The following is a 22909-nucleotide window of genomic DNA, read 5'->3' as shown; positions in this document are numbered from 1 at the left end:
GTGTGTGTTAAAAAGGCCGTAAGGCCTTTTTTTTTTGCGTGTAATTAACGAGGTAAGTTATTTACTTTTTTTTGCTCAAGCATTTCTTTCCAATGAATTATTTCTGCCGGTAAAATAGGTGCTACGCCTTCAAAACCAGCAACCTCCAGCATATGCTCAACGCTTACCACCCCTTTTTTACTTTTAAATACGCCACGTACATAGGCAATTGCATGTAAGCCACGCTCTGAATGAAATTTTTGTTCAATATAAAAGTATTTATGATCCCAGCCGACTAAACGGGTACTAATGGTAAAGCGCTGCATAGGCTTAATATCACGGATATAAGTAATGGCGGTTGCATTAACAATAGGAAACCAACGACGCTTCATTATTTGCTTTAGTAAACCAACTCGCTCGGTCATCCATGTGCGCGATAAATCCATCATTGCTAAATAGCGTGAATTAGTTAAGTGCAAATTAATATCACAGTCACTTGGCAGTGCTTTGTAGTCTATATCAACCGTGTCTAACAATGATTGATAATCACGATTACGTTTAATTTTGAAAAATAATAGCAGCAGTCTAAAATATAAGTTCACAGTAGAGGTCTTACCAGTTTGTTTTTTGTGAGTGTATCATAGCAATTGATCCCCTAGGGTATTTTTACACCAAGGGGTCAATCACTAAGAAAGGTTGTTTTAATATCTATCTTTAAACTTTAACCGTTTTACGATTAATACCGTAATCACGTAGTTTATTAGCTACCGCTGTATGACTCAGCCCTAAGCGCTTAGCTAACTGACGTGAACTTGGATAAGCTGGATAAAGCTTACGCAATAAGGTAGCTTCAAAACGCTTAACCGCTTGATCAAGCGAGCCCTCAAAATCAGACTCTAAATAGCCTAAATCATGAGTAAAGGTCGGCAGTTGTAAATGCTCAACTCGCAATTCACTGTCTTCTAACAACGATACCGCACGGTAAATAGCATTTTCTAATTGGCGCACATTACCTGGCCATGGGTAATCTTGTAAAAACGTTAAACATTCTTCAGATAGCTCAGGCACAGTATGGCCATTTTGCTGCGCATATTTTTGAATAAAGTGCTCGGCAAGTGGGCCAACATCGGCTTTACGATCTCTCAGTGGTGCAATTTCTAACGTTAGTACATTAATGCGATAGTATAAGTCTTCTCTAAATACGCCCTCTTGCACCATTGCAGGTAAATCTTTTTGGGTAGCAGCAACTATGCGAACATTTACTTTAACTTCGTTTTCGTCGCCTACTTTTCGAAACGTACCGTCTTGTAAAAAGCGCAGTAATTTAGTTTGGAGCTGAGTCGACATTTCACCCACTTCATCTAAAAATACTGTTCCACCATCCGCTTGTTCAAGTACACCGCGTTTAGGCGCTGCATTTTCTTCATATCCGGCGTAACCAAAAAGTTCTGACTCGGCAACATCATCTGGTAACGAGGCACACGATAAAGCAATAAACGGTTTTACTGAGCGGTTAGATGCATAGTGACAAGCTCGCGCTAATAACTCTTTACCTGTGCCGGTTTCACCGGTGATAAGAATAGGGGCTTCAAGTTGCGCCATTTTACGCGCTTCGCGTACAACACGACGCATCGCCGTACTAAAATTGTGAATTGTCGCAAAGCTTTCTTGGCCATAGCGTCTAAACGCACTCACTTGCTGACCTAGGCGGCTTTGCGATTTTATATTAATTACCGCACCCGCTAATACATCCCCCTCACTGCCTTGTGGTACAGCAATAGGTAAAATATCGGCAATAAAGTCTTCACCTGCCACTTCTACACGGGTAGTTTGCCCAAGTACTTCTTTGCCTTCTAACCAACGGGTAAAATTAAAACCTTTAAGTAAATTATTGATATTGGCGCCAATGACTTCTTTTTCTGTTAGCTGTAAGTCTTTACACGCCGCGTCGTTACACAAACGCACCCAGCCTTTAGCATCAATAGATATAACACCATCTGGCAGTGCTCTTAATAAGGTGTTTAATTCATTGTGCTCACGTTCAGAAGGTAAAAACGCGGTGGTACGTACATCATGTACACCATCGATCAATCGAATTGAAGGCATAATTTTTTGAAATTGTTCAAATTCAATTTCAGGAAAACTCACATACATACGGCAATTAACTGAGTCGACTTCAATTCCTTTCAAGTCAACATTGTAGCTAACTAAAATATTAAGAATCTCTTGAGCAATACCAACTCGGTCTGCACAGTGAATATCTAAACGCATACACCCTCAGGTAAGGAAAAAACTAATTGGCGTGAATAATACGCTAACTATGATTATCAGCATAGTTTATTGTAAAGAAATTTGGACGAAAAATGTTTTTTTACTCCCTAGAGCGCTTTTTCAAGCACTTAAAATATTTAATCTTGGCTGCTCACTAAAAGTCGGGGGTCATTACATGTAAATATAGCCAAACTAACTTTGTATAAATTATATTCTGCAATGGGCTAATCACTGCTGTGCATGCGCTAATATTTGCTCATGTTTAATCTAAACGGTGATTATTAAAATAAAGTAGTAAAGGTTAACGATTGTTGAATAACTTGATGCTTGTAACCCCCCGTAAATAAAGCGGTTTTATATTTTTTCAATAGAACTTAAAACCGGATAAAAGATAGCTTTGCAAAGACAATGTTACCTGTGTTGTTAAATATCTTTTTTGATAAGTTTAGGTGTTTAGTGCAACAACTAGAACTTTAGGTGTTGGTATTTAACAATTACATAACGGATGTGTGATAGCGCGCTCAACGCTTCCCCTCGTACAAAGGTCTATGTATACTTAAGCGCAATTGTAACTAGGATAAGGGTGTGACTCTTACCTAAACGTATAGCTGCGTTTAGCAAACCATTACCTTAGCTGCATAAAAACACTGATGATCGAGCATTTATTATACTTTTTAGAAGTAACAATTTAGCTAAATAAAAAACCACAAGGTCATCAAAACAATAATGAATTAGGAAGTAAATATGAGTTCAAATTCTGACAGTGGCTGGTTTGGTCACCCTAAAGGACTTTCAACCCTGTTTTTCACAGAAATGTGGGAACGAATGAGTTACTACGGTATGCGAGCTATGCTCGTATTATTTATGACAGCAAGTTTACAACAAGAAGGCTTAGGATTTACCGTTGCTTCTGCTGCTGCAATTTATGGCTTATACACAGGTTCAGTATACTTTTTAGGTTTACCTGGTGGCTGGTTAGCAGATAGATTATTTGGTGGTCAAAAAGCAGTATGGTACGGCGGTATCATCATCATGTGTGGCCACATTATTTTAGCCGTTCCGCATGAATATTCTTTTTTCATTGGTTTAATCTTTGTCGCAACGGGTACTGGTTTACTTAAACCTAATATCAGTGCCATGGTTGGTCAGCTTTATACTGACGAAGATGAACGCCGTGACGGTGGTTACGCTATTTACTACATGGGTATTAACTTAGGTTCTTTAATTGGTTACTACGTTTGTGGTTACTTTATGGAAAACGTAGGCTGGCACTGGGCATTTGGTGCAGCTGCTGTAGGTATGGCTATTGGTTTAATACAATACAAACGTACACTTAATAACTTACCAGAACATAGCTCGTTACCTGCGAATCCATTAAGCCCTAAAGGTGCTTCACGCGCATGGGGCGGTATTGCTGCGTTTGTAATTGTTGTTGCCAGTGTGACTGCTGCTGCGATGACAGGCGCTATAGTTATTAACCCGACTATTGTTGCAGGTTACACAGCAGTTGTATTTACTGTTATCTTTTTCATTTACTTTGGCCTTGTTTATTTCAAAGGCAAACTAACCGACGCTGAAAAGCAAAGAATGTGGGCGCTATTTTTAGTCTGTGTCGCTTCTGCGTGTTTTTGGTCTGGCTTTGAACAAGCGGGTTCTTCATTAAACCTATTTGCTCGTGACTACACAGACCGTCTTATTGGCACATTTGAAATTCCAACGACTTGGTTCCAATCTTTAAACTCGCTATTTATTATTGCCCTATCACCATTTTTTGCCGCTCTTTGGATTAATTTATCTAAGAAAATGGTTTCGCCTACTTACAGCGTAAAATGTGCGTTGGGCTTAGTTATTATGGCTTCAGGCTTTTTAGTTATGTTTATGGCAGCGCATTACGCAGCTGAAGGCTTAAAAGTAGCTCCTTACTGGCTGGTTACTACGTATTTCTTACATACAGTGGGTGAGCTTTGTTTAAGCCCAGTTGCATTGAGTGCGGTAAGTAAATTATCTCCTCGTCGCTATACGGGTCAAATGATGGGTGTATTTGTACTGACATACTCAATTGGTAACGTAATTTCAGGCTTACTTGCTGGTAACTTTGATCCTAACAATGTTGCAGAAATTCCTAACCTTTACTTACAAATTGCATTATTTAGTATCGGTGTAGGTATCATCTTAGTGCTGATGAGCTTCAAAGCTAAGGTATGGGAAAAACAAGGTTTAGAACAAACCGCACCAGCACAATAATTTAGGTTTATCACAGTGCGTAATTATGCGCTTTGACTAATGATATTAAATACCCCCTGCAGCTAACTGCAGGGGGTATTTTTATGGCTAACTAACCTAATTGTTACAATGTAATACTACACAGTAAATGAAGTTAGTGAATCAAACCCTCAGTATCTATTGCTTTGTTAATGTTGTGAGCAGCTACGCTCAGGTTGAGTGTAAACAATAGAATACAAAAACCACTCTTTTTTTAGTGTGAAAGAACTAAAAAAACAGATGGGCAATTAAATTTAAAACAAATAAATTCAGTAACATACATAAAAAACACGTACATTATCCGAGCTAGCTAATTTTTACTTACCTAGGCTCGTATGTAAATAAATGTCATGCTTTGCTAACCGTCCCGTAAAATTTACACACGCGCTATTTACTAAATCACAACACCCTCTTCCCCAAAGCAGTAATCTAGTTAATCATGCAGGCAATACGATAACTAATAATCGCAGTGCTTAATTGCGGGAGTAATTATAATGAGTGAAGTAAATAATCCTTTAGGTTTGGTTGGTATTGAGTTTACTGAATACGCAACACCCGATGCCGATTACATGGACAAAGTGTTTACCGATTTTGGTTTTTCAAAATTAAAAAAATTCAAAGGTAAAGACATTGTTTATTACAACCAAAACGATATTCATTTTTTACTAAATAATGAACGCGACGGCTTTTCAGCTGAGTTTGCTAAAAACCACGGCCCAGCAATTTGTTCTATGGGCTGGCGTGTAGAGAACGCTCAAGCAGCGTTTGAAGCAGCGGTTGAGCGCGGCGCTAAGCCAGCTACTGATGCAGCTAATAAAGACTTACCGTACCCTGCTATTTACGGCATTGGCGATAGCTTAATTTACTTTATTGAACAATTTGGAGATAAAGGCTCTATTTACGATAATGATTTCGAAGATCTGAGCGAGCCAAACAAAGTAGAGAGTAAAGGCTTCTTACGTATCGACCACCTAACCAACAACGTATATAAAGGTACTATGGAAACATGGGCTAACTTTTACAAAGACGTGTTTGGTTTTACCGAAGTGCGTTACTTTGATATTAAGGGCCAAAAAACAGCCCTGCTTTCATATGCATTAAAATCACCATGTGGCACCTTCTCTATTCCAATCAATGAAGGTAAAGGCAACGACAATAACCAAATTGATGAATACCTAGGTGAATACAATGGCCCAGGTGTGCAGCATTTAGCGTTCTTAACTGACGACTTAGTAAGCTCACTAGATAAACTTGATAAATCGACTATCGCTACTTTAGATATTATTCCAGAGTACTACGATACTATTTTTGACCGTGTTCCATGGGTTAAAGAAGACAAAGAAAAAATCCGTGAACATCAAATCCTTGTTGATAGCCAAAGCGAAGATTGCTATTTACTGCAAATTTTCTCTAAAAACTTATTTGGTCCTATCTTCATTGAAATGATTCAACGAGTTGATGATGGCGGCTTTGGTGAAGGTAACTTCCAAGCGCTATTCGAATCAATCGAGCGAGATCAAGAACGCCGCGGCGTTTTATAAGCAAATAAAGTAACTTTAAAAAGCAGCGTATTTCGCTGCTTTTTGTCGTTTAATCGTAATTGAGAGGTAAAACTATCTCTCTGTGTGTTTAAATCGCGCTTTTCATCACCATATAGCTAAGTAATAGATGAAATTAACGGGTGCTATATTCTTATTTAATAAATTGATATTTATACTGATAAGCGCGACCAACTAAACCAAAGGAAATGTAATGAGTTTAATTAACGAAACCCATGATATAAATTTAACTAGCTGGGTAGCATCAGCAAATGATGCACAATGTGACTTCCCTATTCAAAACCTACCTTTTGCAGAAGTACGTCGCAAAAATAGCAATGAAGCTTTTCGTGGTGCTGTTGCCATTGGCGATCAGGTTATTGATTTAGCAAAAGTAAATGAACTCGGTATTTTTTCAGGTGACGCCCAAACAGCCGTTGCATCTGCAAGTAACCCGACTTTGAACGAGTTTATGGGATTAGGTGAGCAATATTGGTCAGCGCTTCGTTTAGCACTGTCTAAAGCATTACGTGAAGGCTCTGCTCATCAAGATCAACTAGCACAAGCGCTTATACCACAAACCGAAATTGAATTTGCTCTACCGTGTCGCATTGGCGATTACACTGACTTTTATACATCAATTTATCATGCGACTGCCGTAGGAAGTTTATTCCGTCCCGATAACCCCTTACTACCAAACTACAAATGGGTGCCGATTGGTTATCATGGTCGCTCATCGTCTATTGGCGTGTCTGGACAGCAGTTTCATCGCCCTAAAGGACAAACTAAAGCGCCAGATGCAGAAGTTCCTTCATTTGGCCCATGTAAACGCCTTGACTACGAACTGGAACTAGGTATTTATCTAGGTAAGGGTAATGAGCTTGGCGATGCTATTGCAATTGAAAATGCTGAAAAGCATGTATTCGGCTTTTGTGTTTTCAACGATTGGTCAGCACGTGACTTACAAGCATGGGAATACCAACCACTGGGTCCATTCTTAGCTAAAAACTTCGCATCAACCGTGTCTCCGTGGATTGTAACCACCGAAGCACTTGCACCATACAGAACAAGTTGGACGCGTGATGAAAGCGATCCGCAGCCACTAGAGTACTTAGAATCAACGGCTAACCGTGATCAAGGCGCATTTGATATTCAAATGGATGTTAAAATTCTAACGCAAAAAATGCGTGATGAAGGCTACAACCCAACTCAAGTGTCTAAGTCTAGCTTTAAGCACTCATACTGGACTGTAGCGCAAATGGTAACTCACCATACCGTAAACGGTTGTAACTTTATGCCAGGCGATATGCTGGGCTCTGGCACGCAATCAGGACCTACTCACGAAGAAGCGGGTTCATTACTTGAGCTTTCTCGTGGTGGCAAAGAAAAAATAACTTTAAGCAACGGCGAACAGCGTAGCTTCTTGGAAGACGGCGACAACGTTATAATGCGTGGCTGGTGTGAAAAAGAAGGCTTTGCACGAATTGGCTTTGGCTCAGTGGAGAGCACCATACTACCAGCAAATTAATACATAAAATCAATAAACTAATAAGAAAGGGTTGCTGAATAAGCCGCCCTTTTTTATTAATTAAGCCGAAGTTACAATTTTTTTCTGGCTTTTTTAGTTCAAATTGCTATCTTAAATCCGTTAATAGCCAGTGTATATGTAACATGCCTGTATTTATAAAATCTTTCTTTCATAAGCATTTTCCAGCTCGTCAGCTGCTTATTCGCCAAAATGGTGAAGTAAAGCATGTTGTTTTGGCGCCTTGGTTACAGGTTTCTGTGCTTGCTATTATTTTCATTGCTATTGCATGGATCAGTATTTCGAGTATCCGTGTTTACATGCAAACACACCAAATTTCTCATATCGAGCAAACTCAGCTTGATAAGCAAGTACAATGGCAACAAAAAGTAAAGCAACAGCAACAACGCTACGCATTGCAACAAGAGCAGTTAGCTGAACTAGAACAAAAACAAGCTTTATTACAAGGTATGATTGAATCACTCCCAGCTTCTATAAGTAAAGATGCAATAAAATTAGAGGGTGAGCTTGAATCTTCTCCTATTAATGAGAACGAAAGCGAATTTCATGAGCCGCTCGAAGAAGATAAAACACAAAATAAGCATGCACAAAACAGTTTAACCAGTTTTGAGCAGCGCTATATCATGCTAAATCTGCAGTACGATACTAATTTCACGTTATTGGCTGCGCTGATTAATCAACGGCACAATGCGATTATAGAAATGCTTCAAGGCACGGTTCTTGAGAACGTACTGGCGCAACATCTAACATTAAGCACACAAACAACGGCGCAAGGTGGCCCGCTAGATATACTCGATGAAAGTAAAATACCAAGTACTTTTCTTGCTATTGCCGATAAGCTATTGCTGTTAAACCAGCTTGAGAGCTTTTTAACGGCATTGCCAAACACTCTGCCTTTGCCTGCTGCTAAGTATTACATTTCTAGTAATTTTGGGCTTAGAAAAGACCCAATGAATAAAAGACGCGCTTTTCATAAAGGTATTGATTTAGCTGGGTGGCATAAAACAGAAATTTTTGCCCCTGCCGATGGCATTGTTCTTCGTGCAGGGCGTAATGGCGGTTATGGTAACTTTATCGAATTAGAGCATAAAAACGGTATTGTGACTCGCTTTGGTCACTTAAACAAAATTAAAGTAAAAAAAGGCCAGGTTGTTGCAAAGCACGATATAATTGGTTTAATGGGCAGTACCGGAAGAAGTACAAGTACTCATTTACACTATGAAGTATTAATAGACGACAAGCATGTCAATCCACTAAAAATAACAAAGGCGCTTTCTCGTGTTTGGTAAAAATAAACAAGTAAAAACAGACTCATCCATTAAGCGAGTGAGTCACACTCCCTCAATCATTTCTAACGATGTGCGTATAACGGGCTCTTTAGTAAGCCAAGGCGAAGTGCAGCTCGACGGAAGAATCGACGGTGACATTAAAGCCGAACATTTAGTAATAGGCACCTCAGGTGTTGTTGAAGGCGTTGTTGAGGCAAGTAGTGTTGTTGTTAAAGGTAAAATTATAGGCTCTTTAAATGCAAGTGAAGTAAAAATTGAAAATAATGCTCATGTACTTGGCGATATTTTTCACGACACCCTGAGCATAGAAGCAGGTGCTATTATTGAAGGTAGTTTAAAGCAGCGCTTTGAAAAAGAAGTCATTGAACATACTAAAGATAAGCCAAAACCGGTTCACGATGTAAAAGCCATTGTTGATAATGAAGACAGTGGGCTTTCGTTTGTAAATAAGCAGCCTGCTGCTAAAAGCTAGCTACATTAGTTTATAATGGTTTAGCCTGCCTGTTTGGCTAAACCATTAATCACCTCTTTAAAATCCCGTTAGCGGCTTATACACTTACTTTTTCTGTGTTATATACATGGTTATGTCTGCGGTAAAAACCAGTTCGTTACGCGTATTGTAAAGCTTTACCGGTACGACTAAATCTTCTTTATCAATCCATTGATGAGGCAAGTCAATCTCAGCGATAGCAGTAACGTCTGTGTCTACCTTAGCCAGGTACTGTACTGTCATTCCCTTAGGGATCCAACGATGGGTTTTATAAGGTACCGTTGCATCAACCATCACCCCCGCACACAGCTCAGCCAAATTACATTGTGCGATAGCGTGAATAGTGCCAATGTGATTGTGTACACGGCGTGTGTTTTTAACCACAGCACTACAGTGCCCTGCTTTTAAATCTAAAATAGTAGGTTTCATAGAGCCAAAGTAAGGCGCTTTAAAACATACGGCTTTACTAAACAGCCAGTTACCAAACGGCAGCTTTTTAAATTTATGCCACGTTTTTATTAATGCAGACTCATTACTCATTATTGTTTTTCCATTGTCTTTGCTTAAAAAGCAAATTAACACATCGGATCAGTTTAAAGAAGTGTGATACTTAAACAAAAATAATCATAATAAAGTTAAAAGTAGGTAACATGTCTGATGCATCGGTCATAAGCCCTTTCTTTTTCATCAGTCGCCACTTAAAATACCGACAAAAGGAGACCTGATGCAAACACAGCCCGCTAAACCAAACTTAATTTTATTACTGATCTTAGCGTTACTCGTCATTTTTTGTCCTATGGGCATTGATATTTATTTACCTGCCTTTCCTACTATTGCAGAGCAATTTTCAGTGAGCGAAAAACAAGTACAGCAAACGGTGGCTATTTTTATGCTTACTGTTGGTTTGGGGCAATTAATTGCAGGCCCTCTTGCTGATCGTTTTGGACGTAAGCCGGTAGCCTTAACCGGTGTAACTTTATATGGACTGGCGGCATTAGGTGCATACTATGCTCCTAGCTTTTTAATACTGATGTTTGCTCGTGCAATTCAAGGGTTAGGCGCATGCGCCACCTTTGTTGTTGCTTTTGCAATAGTAAGAGATAAGTTTGGTAGTGAACGCAGTGGCCAAATAATTACCTACCTAAACGGGATCGTGTGCTTTATTCCAGCGTTAGCACCCATTTTAGGTGCGTGGTTAACCGTGCAGTTTGGTTGGCAAATGAACTTTCTATTTCTAACTGGTTTTGCATTATTAGGATTTATTGTCACCTTATTATTGTTTAGAGAAACACGCCCAGTAGACAGCCATTACCAGGGGCATATCTTAGATCTAAGGCGCTTTATCCCAATTATTTCAACTCCGTTATTTTTATTTAATAGCTTGCTATGTATGGTCACTATGTCAGCTATATTAGTATTTGTAACATTGGCTCCTGGTTGGCTTATTACTGAATTAGGGGGCAGCGTAGCCGACTTTACCTTTTGGTTCTCGCTTAATGCAGTGCTTAGTATTCTTGCTAGCTTTATCATGCCTATTTACATTAAACGCCAACCAAAAAGAGCACTAAAAGCAGGTCTTGTGTTGTTAGTGAGTGCAGGCTTACTGATGCTAGTATTAAGCCAATATAAAACCCCATTAGCATTAATGATCCCTATGTTTATTGCTGCCTTTGGTTTTGCTTTAACACTTGGCTCTGCCGCTGGACGAGCTTTAAGTCTGTTCCCTAAGCAAGCTGGCACCGCCTCAGCTCTTTTAGGAGCGATGCAAATGAGTGGGGCAAGTTTATTGGTGTTTATTACTCAATATTTAAACTTATCTACACCCGAGCTTATAGGCACACACTTTTTATTATTAATTCCCTTTTCTTACTTACTGTTTCGTTATACTAAATATGCCTAATAAAATACGTTTGCTGAGCCTGTGAATAGTAATCACCACAGGCAATTAGCACTGTAGTTAAAACTCTTTACCAAGCGGGCAATATGCCCGCTTTTTATTTTTCTATATGCTTGATAACATTAACTACCAACCTCTTTTGAATCAAGTGCAATGATCAATCCTGACTTTTTACTCTCATTTTTACTCGCCAGCTTCTTAATGGCCGTTGCGCCTGGACCATCAAACGCGTTTTTAATGGCACAAACATTTGCTAATGGACGAAAAGCAGGTATGCAAAGTGCTTTTGGCTTTGCCTTAGGTGGCGTAGTACATACATTTTTTGCGGTTGTCGGCTTAAGCGCTATTTTAAAAGCCTCTGAAACAGCGTATGCCAGCGTACAGTATGCAGGTGCAGCCTATTTATGTTATTTAGGGTTTATGATGCTTAAAGGCACCTTTGTGCCCCCCATTTGCGAGCAAGACGATAAGCCTCATGTTACAACTAGTAAAAACAAAAACGTGATGTTTCAAGCGATGATGACCGAAGTACTCAACCCTAAGGTAGCTTTGTTTTTTATTGCTTTTATCCCACAATTTGTAGACCCTAGCTTGTCATCTGCAACTTTTCAGCTGGCTTTTTTTGGCCTGCTTTATCCAATCTTTGCTTTTCCTATCGACTGCACGTATATTTATTTCGGCGATAAAATAGCCCAGTTTTTTAGAAACCACCCAAATAGCCAGCTCTGGATAGATAGGTTCACAGGCATTGTATTTATTGCATTGGCTATCAATTTATTACTCTAACTAATAAGAATCAGCATGGACCAAAAAATACAATCTCTTCCAGCTAAGAAAAACATAGCCCTTGTTGCACATGATGGAAAAAAAGCCGCGTTAAAATTATGGTGTGAAAAACACACTCCAATGCTAAGTAAACATAAGCTATACGGCACTGGTACAACCGGACATTTAATAGAAAAAACCACCGGTTTGAATGTCGTACAATTACTCAGTGGACCTATGGGGGGTGATCAGCAGCTTGGTGCTAAAATAGCGGAACATGAAATTCATGTATTAATCTTTTTTTGGGACCCTCTGGCATCTCAGCCGCACGACCCCGATGTAAAAGCATTGCTTCGTTTAGCCGCGGTGTGGAACATTCCTGTTGCTTGTAATGAAGTAAGCGCTGATATGTTACTAAGTTCTCCCCTTATGGACAGCGAATTTGAGCGTTCTTTGCCAGATTACGAAAAGTACCTCGCAACCCGACAAATCTCTTTATAACAGCTTATTTATAAAGCATACTCGCCCATTTAGTCAGACCAGCGGTGACACTGCCAAAGTGATCACCGTTAACCATTTTAATGTCGCCTAAGTGGGTTTTTAAAGCCGCTTTGATCAGTGGTGATTGCGCACTACCACCCGTTAAATAAATTACATCTGGGGTAGTGTTTGCATCTGCAATGGCCTGTTTTGCTAATGTCACTATTTGGCTAATACTATCGTCAACGGCTAATGCTAATTCATTAATAGAAATATCTTTATCAAGTGATGAATCTAGAAATGTTAAATCACAATTAAAGTTTTCAGACGAGCTCAATGCAATTTTTGCCGCTTCAGCTTGTTGAACTAATTGATGTCCTTGTTTATTTTGCTGTAAATGTATTAGCCGTTTATATAAATCGGGCGCACTCACATCGCGTAGCTGTGCACTCAGTTCACGATAATGCTGAGCACTATAAAACTGACTTTGTAAATTCACATCGTTAATTTTACATGCTTGCCAAAATGCCTGGTTAGGTAATGGTAAACCCGATTTAAAAGTACTGCCTAAGCCAAGTAACGGCATCAAACCATGGTAGCTCAGAGCAATATCTAAATCATTACCGCCTACTCGCTTTCCGCTATGTGCCAAAAAGTCTGCGTCTCGTTGTTGTTTATTCCTAAAACTTGGCCCCATTTGTACAAATGAACAGTCACTTGTACCACCACCAATATCTATTACTAGCACTTTTTGGTCTTGCGTTAAATCACTTTCATAATCGATCCCCGCGGCAAGTGGCTCATATAAAAACTCAACATCTTTAAAGCCGGCTCGGTTTGCTGCGCGTGTTAAAATACCCACGGCTTGTTGGTTTGACTGCTCACCACCAACCGCTTGAAAATTCACTGGGCGACCAATAACAGTTTGGCTCAGCGTATACCCTAACGATAATTCAGCACGTTGTTTTATTTTTAAAATCATTGCTGTGGCAATATCTTCAAAAAAATTAATTTGTCCTTGCTTTAAACCAGTAGCGCCAAAAAATGATTTAGGGGATTTTACAAAATAACCTTCCTCAGGAAATTGCACATATTCACTAATCGCCTCACGGCCGATAAATAGAGTCTCATCGCCGGCTTGTAGATCTAGGTCTGATTTAATTCGCGGGAGTGTATTAAGCAAGGGTTGGCGCGCGGTTTTATAGCCATGCTCATGATCTGAGCCGTTTAAATGCTGCGCTACAAAATCAACGACTAAAGCACTATGATGTGTGTATAGAGTTGATGGAAGATAATGTTTGCCTTGCTCTAAAGGAATGAGCTGAACACGCTCTTCGTTTAAAACACCCATAGCACAATTAGAACTACCATAATCAAAACCAACAAACATAGATCACCAAACATCACTAAAAAGGCCGCGCAATTTAGCATAATTGCTAAAAAATATATACTGAATTGGCCTACACTCTTTATTTTTCGGGTCTTTCCCGTAAGAAGCTGGCAAAACGCGGCAAGCCATTTTTAGTGTACCCGTGGTACCGATAAGTAATTGTTGAGCCTATAGCTGGCGGATACTTTCGCTCTTTATCACTAAAACCCGTGCCAATAGAAAATATCAGCCCCTGTTTTGTCTGTACTTTCAATGCGCCAAGCATTCCTGTGTATTTACCTTTACCCGGTAAATGTTCAATTACTAACGCTTCGGCATCTAAATATGGCTTGAGTTTTAACAATGCACTAGAGCGACCAGTTGTATGCTTAGCCTCTGCTAAATGAAGCATAACGCCCTCGCCGCCTTGTTTAGTAACCTGATTAAAATAATCACTGAGTTGCTGGTTGTCGCTAAATTGATATTGCTTAACCGCTTTAATATGGGGGCTATTTAGCTTAGTAATGAGTGACAGATAATTTTGATAACGACGGTGAAAAGGCGTACCGGCATCTGGCATATCAAATACCTGATAAGTAATACTTTGCCACTGCAAATCGTTGGGTATTTTTGTTCTGACAATACCACCGAGTACAGAAAATTGACCCCGCTTGGTCCATAACTCACCATCTAGCCAAACGTCTGGCAGAGGAGCGGTAAACCACTTAGGCGGGTTTATGGAGTTGCCTTGACGGGTTACAAACTGCTTTCCCGTCCAGATTGCTCTTACTCCGTCATACTTTTCACTCACCAAATATTGACGAATATCTTCATGCTTAGTTTCATCGTAAACATTAGCAAGTTGCACTGGAGGCAATTGCGCCAATAAGCCCGAACTAATGAGGGTTAAAAAAGTAAACAGCGTTGCTTTAATCATTGCTGCATCCTTGCAAATTTAAATATGGCTTAAACTATAGTTGAGATTGAAGCCAGTGCCAAAATTCTTCAAAGCTTTGCATTTGCTGTGTTGCTTTACTAAAGTCGTGCTCCTGTGTATGTTTATTAGCGATAGCTATCACAGCTAAAGCAGCATTATTCGCTGCGGTTACACCGGTGAAAGTATCTTCAACGGCAATCGCATTTTGTGCAGCAACCTGCATATTTTTAAGTGCTAATAAGTAGGGATCACCGGCAGGCTTTGGATTAATTACATCATCTTTAGTAACAACGGTATCGAATAAATTATAAAACCCTAATCCTTTTAGTATTGGCTCAGCTTCATGCCTTGCGCTGCCTGTTACTAACGCCATTTTTAAACCTTGCTCTTTAACCGCTAACAGAACATTTTCAGCATAAGGCATTAAAGGCGGTAAATTGATTTTAACGTACTCACTAAATAAGCGATATTTTTCATCCGCTAAATAGCGGCTACTTACAGACAAGTTATGAACTTGTTTTATTTCCTTTGCAGCGTCAATAGTGGGACGTCCCGAAAAGCGCCTACAAAAATCATCTTCTTTATAACACACACCAAAAGGCGCAAGTAATTGGCTCCAGCAGTTATAGTGCACACTTTCCGAGTCAACCAAAGTGCCATCCATATCAAATAATACCGCTTCAATTGACATTCTTTTCTCCTGGTTATTTAACCTAAACTTTAGGTAATAAAAAAGGTGCCAAGGCACCTTTTAATAATTTGTGTTACTCAGCCAAACCTGCTGGCGGCTCAGCATAAGCGTCTTCGCCGGTATCTACATCAACTAACTCATAACCTCGGGCTTTGCGCATTACTTTAAGTATCGGCTTTTCGAAGGCGGTTTTTAAGCGCTCAGCATCATCTTTTAACGCATCTAATGTGGTTCCAAATGGTGCTGCACCAGTTTCTGACCAGTTAGTTACTTTACCATTTAGGTTATATTCCACTTCGTGTATTTGATATTGCGCAGCTTCATCTTTGGTTGCTTCACAATAAATTACACGGTAATTCCAAAATCCAGCCATTACTTTTTCTCTTTAATAAACATATGGGCGCTACTTTAGCAGCTCTACCAAAATAAAAAAGCCTGCACTAGGCAGGCTTTTATCAATAATTACAATTTAACGTTAAATTTATCGATTAGAAAAAGTTAACTTTAAACTCAGCGCCAATGTAACGCTCTTCATTAACCATGGCTGTATTGTTGTTGAAATCAACACCACCAATCGTCTGCTGCTCGTCAAACATGTTACGCACAAATGCTGATACTTCATATTCGTAATCGCCTTGCGCCCATGCATAGCCTGCACGTAAACCTACTTCTGTCAGTGGCTTACCCTCAAACTCAACTGATTCATATAAGAAAAAGTCAATCTCACTGCGGTACGACACATCAGCGTAAGCAAAGAAATCACCTTCAGCGAGTTCTTTAGTGTAACGAAGTGTGATGTTAGAGATCCACTCTGGTGCATGCGGTAAGCTATTGCCATCTAAAATAGCACGATCTTCAGGACCAAATGCACCTGGTACTTGGAACGTAGGATCAGTAACAGTACACTGTGCACACACTGCAACGGCTAAATCTTTATCTTTAAGCTCAGTTTTGTTGTAGCTTAAGTTGAAGGTTGCATTTAATTCGTCAGTTAACACCCACTCAGAATCAATTTCGAAACCATAGCCGGTTGTTTTATCAGCATTTAATAGACGGTTAAAGTTAGCACCACCACCCACTGCCGTTAGCTGCTGGTCATCCATAGTGTAATAAAATACTGTTGCATTTACACGGCCTTGGCCATCTAACACATCAGATTTAATACCTGTTTCAAACGAGGTAACAGTTTCTGAATCAGCAACGGTTACTTCATCACCAAATAAGATACGACCTTGAAGACTTGGTGCGCGGAAACTGTTAGCAATACGGCCATACCAGTTTACGTCATCGTTGATTTTGTAGTTAGCTGATAAATCCCAGCTTACGTGATCATCGCTAACATTTTTTTCGATATAAGTCGCTGCACCACCAATTGGGCTAAGCGTGCGGTTAGCTGAGAATTCTTTCTCATCATCTGAATAACGAAGACCCGCGGTTACTTTTAAATCATCAGTAATAGTGTAATCAACTGAGCCGAATACAGCCCATGCTTTAGTGTCTTGCTGCTGACTAACAAAACCGTTTAATACGCCATTATTGGCTGTATCATAGCTAAAGTTTTCAATTGTTAATGCTTCGTCGAAGTAAAAAACACCCACTTGGTAATTTACGTCACCAGCAAAGTTGCTTGATAAGCGAAGTTCTTGCGTGTATTGGTCTTGGTCTGGAATACCATCAGCACTTTCTGAAGAGAAAGGAATAAAACCAGGGCCCATTGCAACTGGAACATCATTGATGGAGAACCCACCGTAGCCACCATCGATGTCAGCACGAGAGTAAATTTCTGCACTTTCCCAACCAGAGATTGACGTTACTGTATGGTTAGCTAAGTCCCACTCAAGCTTAAGGCTTGCACCTTGCGATTCCACTTGCTGCGTCGCACGAGATGCGGCATCGTGATACACCACGTCATTTTCAAAACCATCAACTAAATCGTTAGTACCAGGTTTGATAGTGTTAGCACGAAAGGCAATTGGAGAGCCATCTAAATCACGAACATGGTAATTAAATAATCCAGTGAAATCGTCACCTTCATATAAAAATTGAATACGGGCTGCTTGTTCAGTGTAACCACCTAAGGCATCTTTTTGCTCAAAACCTGGTGCACGATTATCAATGTAATCGTCTTTATCTTGCCAAAGTACTGAAACACGTGTTGATAAACGATCTGTTAATGAACCACCAACAGCGCCTTCAAAGTCAACAGCACCACGACTACCGTAAGATACAGAGCCATAGCCTTCAAATTCTTGACTTGGTTTTACGGTATCAAATTTAACTAGGCCAGCCGGTGTATTACGACCAAATAATGTACCTTGAGGACCACGAAGCACTTCAACACGTGCTACGTCAAATACAGGGAAACCTTTTAAGATTGCGTTTTCTTGTACAATTTCATCAACCACAAGCGACACTGGTTGCGAAGCATTCAAATCGAAATCAGTGTTACCAAGGCCACGTACATAAAAGCGTGGGAATGAACGGCCAAATGAAGATTCAATAGATAAACTTGGGATTTTCGCATTCATAAAACGAATATCCATACCAGCTGAGCTGTAAGCATCTAAGCTATCGCCTTGCAAGGCTGAAACAGCAACAGGCACTTCTTGAGCGTTTTCTACTCGTTTACGAGCAGTAACTTGAATAACTTCTAGTTGGTTCTTCTTAGCAGTAGTTTCTTGCTCAGCAGCTACGGCTGAAATTGACGTACCTGCTACGGCAGAGAACAACGTTGCATTGATAAGGGTTGCTAACGTAGATCTTTTCATTGCTTTCATGTCGGGGTTAACCTTTTTAGTGCACTCTTGTTCAACGGTTGATGTGTTGCGCAATTAAATAATTACGGATTCAGTCAATTTTTCGCGACTTGCTCTATGCGGCGCGGACCTTATTACCGAGAGTACAAAAACGGCATAAATAAGGCTGACTGAATGCGCAAGATTATATCATGGTGTAATTTATTTACTGCATACTGAACACTAAAAATTAAACTTATTTTTAACACTTAACCGCACTATCCCGACATTTAGTGTACTTTTAGCAACTAAACAACCAAAAAGCGGACATATGTCCTTACGTTGAGTTGTTAAAAAATATAGCGGAATAACGCGACACTTTTTTAAATACTACTTTTTCACTAATGAGCGTTTAAGAACAATTTCACCATCAATATGAAGATCTCGCTGTGGAAATGCAATCACCACATCATGTTGGTCAAACACTTCATAAATCCTAAAACGAATATCACTGCGGACTTGTCTTAATCGAGTTTCTGATTCAGCGCACACCCAAAAAATAGCATTAAAAACTAGCGAGCTATCTGCAAAATCATCAAACAATACGGTTGATTGAGGCGTTGCCAATATTGCCTCATGCTCATCTAATACTTGCTGAATTAACTTTTTAACTAATAACACATCAGAGCCATAAGCTACGCCTACGCTCACAGATGAGCGCGCATTACCATCAATAAGCGTCCAGTTGGTAACTGTGTTTTCTAATAACTGGCTATTGGGTATCAGCATATGAACACCGTCGTTCCTGCGAATACGAGTAGAGCGAGTATTAATGGTTTCAACCACCCCCTTAGCAGTGCCAACCTCTAAAAAGTCGCCAATACGGATTGGCCGCTCCCACATTAATATCCAGCCACTAATAAAGTTATTAATAATATTTTGTGCACCGAACCCCACACCGATGGCAATGGCACCCGATACAAAGGCAAATGCGGTTAATGGAATGTTGAGCACCTCAAGGGAGGTAAAAAGTAAAATCGCAATACTTAAAATGAAATAAAAACGCGTGAATAAATGCACTGCATCTGGGCTCATTTTTCGTGCAAGTAATGACTTTTTAATTAACTTGCCAATCTGAGTCACCACAACCCACATAGTAAACAAAATTAGCGGCACTTGAATTACTTTTGCCACGGTAATGTGAATGTCGTTGTAGCTAAACAATACGAAGGCGAGAATGTGATTAATTTGTTCTAAGTTCATTGATTTTCCATGTGTAAGGTCGCACACAAACGATTATTTTTATGCGCTAATAATACCCCAAGTTTAGCATGCGGTTAGCTTAAATACGCAGCAACAAACTTAAAGCTAATTGCATAATTGCTGTATTTTTCTACTTTTTTATTTACATACCGAGTTTTTATCACCTAATTTGCGTTTAAATCCCGCTTTAAATCGATAAACTTTGTTGTATATAAGTCAAAATTTGGTAAGTTAACTGGGTTTTCGACTCGAAAAGCCTATTTCGGCTACTATTTTTTATGGAGTTATTATGCGTAAAACACTGATCGCCACTACGATTGCTAGTGCACTTTTATTATCTGCCTGTTCTTCTGAAAGCACCCAAGAAACAAAACAACAAAGCACAGCACAAGTGCAAGATATCAACGCAAGCAATGTATTATTTAAACCAAGCCCATTGCAATACATGGCTCCTGAGTTTGATAAGTTTGGTACCACTGAATACGAAGCTGCATTTGATGCAGGTATTGCACAACATAATGCAGAAATTATGGCAATTGCTAATAATCCAGAACCAGCTACTTTTGAAAATACCTTGGTAGAAATGGAACTTGCAGGTGAGCTATTAAACCGCGCATCAGCTGCTTTCTACAACTTATCAGGTCTTATTTCTAACGATGAGTACCAGCGCATTGATAAAAAAATGGCGCCTGTGTTCTCAGCACACTCTGATGACATTTATCTAAATGGTGCATTGTTCGAACGTGTACAAACAGTATACGACAACAAAGATAAGTTAAGCGCTGAAGATCAACGTCTTGTTGATTTTTACTACAAACAATTTGTTAAAGCGGGTGCTAAACTAAATGATGCTGAAAAAGCAAAAATGCGTGAAATTAACGCTGAGCTTGCAAAACTATCAACGGAGTTTTCTCAAAACGTATTAAAATCGTTTAAAGAAGACGTTATTTTAGTAACAGATAAAAGCAAACTAGCTGGTTTATCTGAAGGTGAAATTGCAGGTCTTGCAGCAGCTGCTAAAAAAGCAGGCAAAGACGGCTACATGATCACCCTAGTGAACACCACACAACAGCCTATTTTATCTAGCCTTGAAAACCGTGAACTGCGTGAGCAGATTTTTAAAGCATCAACCAACCGTGCAGCTAAAACCAACGGCCCTATCATTATTAAAGAAACTAACCTACGTGCACAAAAAGCAGAACTGTTAGGCTTTAAAGATTGGGCTTCGTATGTAATGACTTCACGCATGGCTCAAACCACTGATAACGTGTACGGTATTTTAGATGACCTCGCGCCAAAAGCAGTTGAAAAAGCGCAAGCAGAAGCAAAAGCGATTCAAAAAGTAATTAACGATTCTGGTGAAAGTTTTGAACTAAAACCATGGGATTGGTCTTTCTATGCAGAAAAAGTTCGTGCTGAAAAATACGACCTAGATCCAGCCTTAGTTAAGCCTTACTTTGAAATGCAATCGGTTATTCATAACGGTTTATTCTTTGCAATGGAAAAACTTTACGGCATTACATTTAAAGAGCGTAAAGACCTACCGCTTTATCACGAAGACGTCATGGCGTTTGAAGTATTTAATGCTGATGGCAGCGCAATAGGCTTATTTTACATGGACCCATATGCACGTGAAGGTAAGCGTGGCGGTGCATGGATGAGTGCATACGTAAGCCAAAGCGGCTTAAAAGGCACAAAACCGGTTATTTATAACGCACAAAATATTCCAAAGCCAGCAGAAGGCGAGCCAACGCTAATGACGTTTGACGAAGTGTCGACTATGTTCCATGAGTTTGGTCATGCAGCACACGGTTTATTCTCTGACGTTAAATACCCAAGCCTAGCAGGTACTGCTACAGCGCGTGATTTTGTTGAATTTCCATCACAAGCACATGAAGACTGGATGATTGAGCCAAGTGTATTAGCTAACTACGCTAAGCATTACAAAACAGGTGAGCCAATTCCTCAAGCACTACTTGATAAAGTACTTGAGTCGCAAAAGTTCAACCAAGGTTTTGGTACCACTGAATATTTAGCTGCAGCATTACTGGATATGGAATGGCACTCATTTGGTTCTGATAAAAAAGTAACTGATGTACAACAGTTTGAAAGCGAAGCACTAAAGGCACACGGTATCGATTACTACCCTGTACCACCTCGTTACAAATCAAACTACTTTAGCCATACGTTTGCAGGTGGTTACTCAGCAGGTTACTACGCTTACCTATGGACTGAAGTATTTGCCGCTGATGCCTTTGCTCATATGGAAAACAACGGTGGCTTAACGCGCGAAAATGGCGATAAGTTCCGTAAAGAGATCCTATCAAAAGGTAACAGCCGTGACTTAATGCAAAGCTACATTGAGTTTAGAGGTCAAAAACCAACGACTGATGCATTGCTTAAGCGCCGTGGTTTAGTTGATTAATTAATATTTTTAAGCAACTGATACAAAAGCCCGCTTGCGGGCTTTTATTGTTTATAGAACAATATATAACAGATAAACTGACACCATTACTTAAAACAAGATGAGTGTTATGGGCTATTTATTTGCAGTTACCCTTCTTTGGGCGTTTTCGTTTAGTTTAATTGGTGTGTATTTAGCAGGCCAAGTTGATGCGTGGTTTAGTGTGCTAATTCGTGTGGCTTTAGCAGCGTTAGTATTTTTGCCTTTTTTAAAGAAAATCCCTACCCCACTTGCGTTTAAACTCATGCTGATAGGAGCACTGCAACTGGGGGTTATGTATGGCTTTTATTACCACTCATTTTTGTTTTTAAGTGTGCCAGAAGTGCTGTTATTTACTGTAATGACCCCGCTTTACATTACGCTTTTAAACGATGCGCTAAATAAACAGTTTAATCCGCAGTTTTTTATCGTCGCGTTTATTGCCGTGTTAGGGGCTATTACCATTCGTTATGAAAACTTAGACAGTAACTTTTTAGTCGGATTACTACTGGTTCAAGGCGCTAATATTAGTTTTGCTATCGGCCAAGTAACCTACAAACGATTAATGCTTAATAAACAACTCGATGATAAAACCGTATTTGGTTGGTTTTTTATTGGCGCACTAATTGTTGCAAGCGCCTGTTACGCCTTATTTGGTGATCTTAACAAATTACCAAGTACCTCAACTCAATGGGGCATACTGATTTATTTAGGCATTGTGGCCTCCGGTTTAGGCTACTTTATGTGGAATAAAGGCGCGACGCTTGTTAATGTTGGCGCGCTGGCGGTGATGAACAACTTGCTTATTCCTGCCGGTATAATTGTTAATGTGCTTATTTGGAATAGAGACGCAGACCTACTTAGATTAACTATTGGCGCGGGAGTGATGCTGTTTGCCTTGGTGGTAAACCAAATAATGGTTAAATCAGCAAATTAATCACTCTGTAGTGAAAT

19 protein-coding genes are annotated in these 22909 nt (G+C 39.7%); 10 read left to right on the top strand and 9 right to left on the bottom strand.

Annotation, left to right across the window (positions count from 1 at the left end):
• Window positions 1-44: 44 nt before the first annotated feature.
• The gene (locus tag FHG08_RS08520) at window positions 45-581 is read right to left on the bottom strand and encodes a thioesterase family protein (RefSeq protein WP_008109547.1); all 537 of its coding nucleotides are present in this window, start codon (window positions 579-581) and stop codon (window positions 45-47) included.
• A gap of 112 nt (window positions 582-693) precedes the next feature.
• The gene (tyrR, locus tag FHG08_RS08515) at window positions 694-2250 is read right to left on the bottom strand and encodes a transcriptional regulator TyrR (RefSeq protein ID WP_008109548.1); all 1557 of its coding nucleotides are present in this window, start codon (window positions 2248-2250) and stop codon (window positions 694-696) included.
• Between the two features lie 744 nt (window positions 2251-2994).
• Here tyrR and FHG08_RS08510 point away from each other — a divergent pair.
• The 5 genes from FHG08_RS08510 (at window position 2995) to FHG08_RS08490 (ending at window position 9357) form a co-directional block, all read left to right on the top strand.
• The gene (locus FHG08_RS08510) at window positions 2995-4494 is read left to right on the top strand and encodes a peptide MFS transporter (protein ID WP_008109550.1); all 1500 of its coding nucleotides are present in this window, start codon (window positions 2995-2997) and stop codon (window positions 4492-4494) included.
• A gap of 512 nt (window positions 4495-5006) precedes the next feature.
• Window positions 5007-6053, top strand: coding sequence for a 4-hydroxyphenylpyruvate dioxygenase (gene hppD, locus FHG08_RS08505; RefSeq protein ID WP_076918939.1), 1047 nt, complete (start codon window positions 5007-5009; stop codon window positions 6051-6053).
• 211 nt (window positions 6054-6264) lie between these two features.
• Window positions 6265-7578, top strand: coding sequence for a fumarylacetoacetase (fahA, locus tag FHG08_RS08500; protein WP_178955513.1), 1314 nt, complete (start codon window positions 6265-6267; stop codon window positions 7576-7578).
• Window positions 7579-7721: 143 nt separating this feature from the next.
• Window positions 7722-8885, top strand: coding sequence for a M23 family metallopeptidase (locus tag FHG08_RS08495; protein WP_178955511.1), 1164 nt, complete (start codon window positions 7722-7724; stop codon window positions 8883-8885).
• On the top strand, window positions 8875-9357 hold the full coding sequence (locus tag FHG08_RS08490; RefSeq protein ID WP_178955509.1) for a polymer-forming cytoskeletal protein: 483 nt from the start codon (window positions 8875-8877) through the stop codon (window positions 9355-9357). The genes FHG08_RS08495 and FHG08_RS08490 overlap by 11 nt, the downstream gene beginning before the upstream one ends.
• Before the next feature lie 84 nt (window positions 9358-9441).
• Here the strand turns inward: FHG08_RS08490 and FHG08_RS08485 are convergent, their stop codons facing one another.
• Window positions 9442-9915: a hotdog fold domain-containing protein gene (locus FHG08_RS08485; RefSeq protein WP_008109556.1), complete on the bottom strand. Its 474-nt coding sequence runs from the start codon at window positions 9913-9915 to the stop codon at window positions 9442-9444.
• 184 nt (window positions 9916-10099) lie between these two features.
• Here FHG08_RS08485 and FHG08_RS08480 point away from each other — a divergent pair, with 184 nt between their 5' ends.
• The 3 genes from FHG08_RS08480 (at window position 10100) to FHG08_RS08470 (ending at window position 12538) form a co-directional block, all read left to right on the top strand.
• Window positions 10100-11275, top strand: a complete 1176-nt coding sequence (locus FHG08_RS08480) for a multidrug effflux MFS transporter (RefSeq protein ID WP_010391252.1) — start codon at window positions 10100-10102, stop codon at window positions 11273-11275.
• 150 nt (window positions 11276-11425) lie between these two features.
• Entirely contained in the window at window positions 11426-12058 is a 633-nt protein-coding gene (locus FHG08_RS08475; protein ID WP_178955507.1) for a LysE family translocator, read from the top strand.
• Between the two features lie 15 nt (window positions 12059-12073).
• Entirely contained in the window at window positions 12074-12538 is a 465-nt protein-coding gene (locus tag FHG08_RS08470; RefSeq protein WP_138609705.1) for a methylglyoxal synthase, read from the top strand.
• 4 nt (window positions 12539-12542) lie between these two features.
• Here FHG08_RS08470 and yegD read toward each other — a convergent pair whose 3' ends face one another.
• The 6 genes from yegD to FHG08_RS08440 form a co-directional block, all read right to left on the bottom strand.
• Complete coding sequence (gene yegD / locus FHG08_RS08465; protein WP_178955505.1) at window positions 12543-13907, bottom strand: molecular chaperone; 1365 nt, start codon at window positions 13905-13907, stop codon at window positions 12543-12545.
• A gap of 79 nt (window positions 13908-13986) precedes the next feature.
• A complete protein-coding gene (locus tag FHG08_RS08460) occupies window positions 13987-14823 on the bottom strand; it encodes a DNA ligase (protein ID WP_178955503.1) in 837 nt (278 codons plus the stop codon).
• Between the two features lie 34 nt (window positions 14824-14857).
• On the bottom strand, window positions 14858-15514 hold the full coding sequence (locus FHG08_RS08455) for an HAD family phosphatase (RefSeq protein WP_178955501.1): 657 nt from the start codon (window positions 15512-15514) through the stop codon (window positions 14858-14860).
• Between the two features lie 73 nt (window positions 15515-15587).
• Complete coding sequence (locus FHG08_RS08450; protein WP_008109576.1) at window positions 15588-15887, bottom strand: hypothetical protein; 300 nt, start codon at window positions 15885-15887, stop codon at window positions 15588-15590.
• A 115-nt stretch (window positions 15888-16002) separates the two neighbouring features.
• Entirely contained in the window at window positions 16003-18291 is a 2289-nt protein-coding gene (locus FHG08_RS08445) for a TonB-dependent receptor (RefSeq protein WP_178955499.1), read from the bottom strand.
• 348 nt (window positions 18292-18639) lie between these two features.
• Window positions 18640-19512: a mechanosensitive ion channel family protein gene (locus tag FHG08_RS08440; RefSeq protein ID WP_178955497.1), complete on the bottom strand. Its 873-nt coding sequence runs from the start codon at window positions 19510-19512 to the stop codon at window positions 18640-18642.
• Window positions 19513-19801: 289 nt separating this feature from the next.
• On the opposite strand from FHG08_RS08440, the gene FHG08_RS08435 reads away from it, so the two are divergent.
• Both FHG08_RS08435 and FHG08_RS08430 read left to right on the top strand, forming a co-directional pair.
• Window positions 19802-21937, top strand: coding sequence for a M3 family metallopeptidase (locus FHG08_RS08435; protein WP_178955495.1), 2136 nt, complete (start codon window positions 19802-19804; stop codon window positions 21935-21937).
• Window positions 21938-22046: 109 nt separating this feature from the next.
• Window positions 22047-22892, top strand: a complete 846-nt coding sequence (locus tag FHG08_RS08430) for a carboxylate/amino acid/amine transporter (RefSeq protein WP_178955493.1) — start codon at window positions 22047-22049, stop codon at window positions 22890-22892.
• Window positions 22893-22909 lie beyond the last annotated feature (17 nt).

The sequence above is a fragment of the Pseudoalteromonas sp. Scap03 genome (assembly GCF_013393115.1).
Lineage (GTDB): Bacteria > Pseudomonadota > Gammaproteobacteria > Enterobacterales > Alteromonadaceae > Pseudoalteromonas.
The sequence above is the reverse complement of the archived record's forward strand: the minus strand, read 5'-3'. Positions and strand labels throughout refer to the sequence as shown.

Excerpts from the sequence above, each read along its gene's own strand:
- tyrR (WP_008109548.1), bottom strand. The coding sequence starts at position 2,250 with ATGCGTTTAGATATTCACTGTGCAGACCGAGTTGGTATTGCTCAAGAG.
- FHG08_RS08510 (WP_008109550.1), top strand. The coding sequence starts at position 2,995 with ATGAGTTCAAATTCTGACAGTGGCTGGTTTGGTCACCCTAAAGGACTT.
- hppD (WP_076918939.1), top strand. The coding sequence starts at position 5,007 with ATGAGTGAAGTAAATAATCCTTTAGGTTTGGTTGGTATTGAGTTTACT.
- fahA (WP_178955513.1), top strand. The coding sequence starts at position 6,265 with ATGAGTTTAATTAACGAAACCCATGATATAAATTTAACTAGCTGGGTA.
- FHG08_RS08495 (WP_178955511.1), top strand. The coding sequence starts at position 7,722 with ATGCCTGTATTTATAAAATCTTTCTTTCATAAGCATTTTCCAGCTCGT.
- FHG08_RS08485 (WP_008109556.1), bottom strand. The coding sequence starts at position 9,915 with ATGAGTAATGAGTCTGCATTAATAAAAACGTGGCATAAATTTAAAAAG.
- FHG08_RS08480 (WP_010391252.1), top strand. The coding sequence starts at position 10,100 with ATGCAAACACAGCCCGCTAAACCAAACTTAATTTTATTACTGATCTTA.
- FHG08_RS08475 (WP_178955507.1), top strand. The coding sequence starts at position 11,426 with ATGATCAATCCTGACTTTTTACTCTCATTTTTACTCGCCAGCTTCTTA.
- FHG08_RS08470 (WP_138609705.1), top strand. The coding sequence starts at position 12,074 with ATGGACCAAAAAATACAATCTCTTCCAGCTAAGAAAAACATAGCCCTT.
- yegD (WP_178955505.1), bottom strand. The coding sequence starts at position 13,907 with ATGTTTGTTGGTTTTGATTATGGTAGTTCTAATTGTGCTATGGGTGTT.
- FHG08_RS08460 (WP_178955503.1), bottom strand. The coding sequence starts at position 14,823 with ATGATTAAAGCAACGCTGTTTACTTTTTTAACCCTCATTAGTTCGGGC.
- FHG08_RS08455 (WP_178955501.1), bottom strand. The coding sequence starts at position 15,514 with ATGTCAATTGAAGCGGTATTATTTGATATGGATGGCACTTTGGTTGAC.
- FHG08_RS08450 (WP_008109576.1), bottom strand. The coding sequence starts at position 15,887 with ATGGCTGGATTTTGGAATTACCGTGTAATTTATTGTGAAGCAACCAAA.
- FHG08_RS08445 (WP_178955499.1), bottom strand. The coding sequence starts at position 18,291 with ATGAAAGCAATGAAAAGATCTACGTTAGCAACCCTTATCAATGCAACG.
- FHG08_RS08440 (WP_178955497.1), bottom strand. The coding sequence starts at position 19,512 with ATGAACTTAGAACAAATTAATCACATTCTCGCCTTCGTATTGTTTAGC.
- FHG08_RS08435 (WP_178955495.1), top strand. The coding sequence starts at position 19,802 with ATGCGTAAAACACTGATCGCCACTACGATTGCTAGTGCACTTTTATTA.
- FHG08_RS08430 (WP_178955493.1), top strand. The coding sequence starts at position 22,047 with ATGGGCTATTTATTTGCAGTTACCCTTCTTTGGGCGTTTTCGTTTAGT.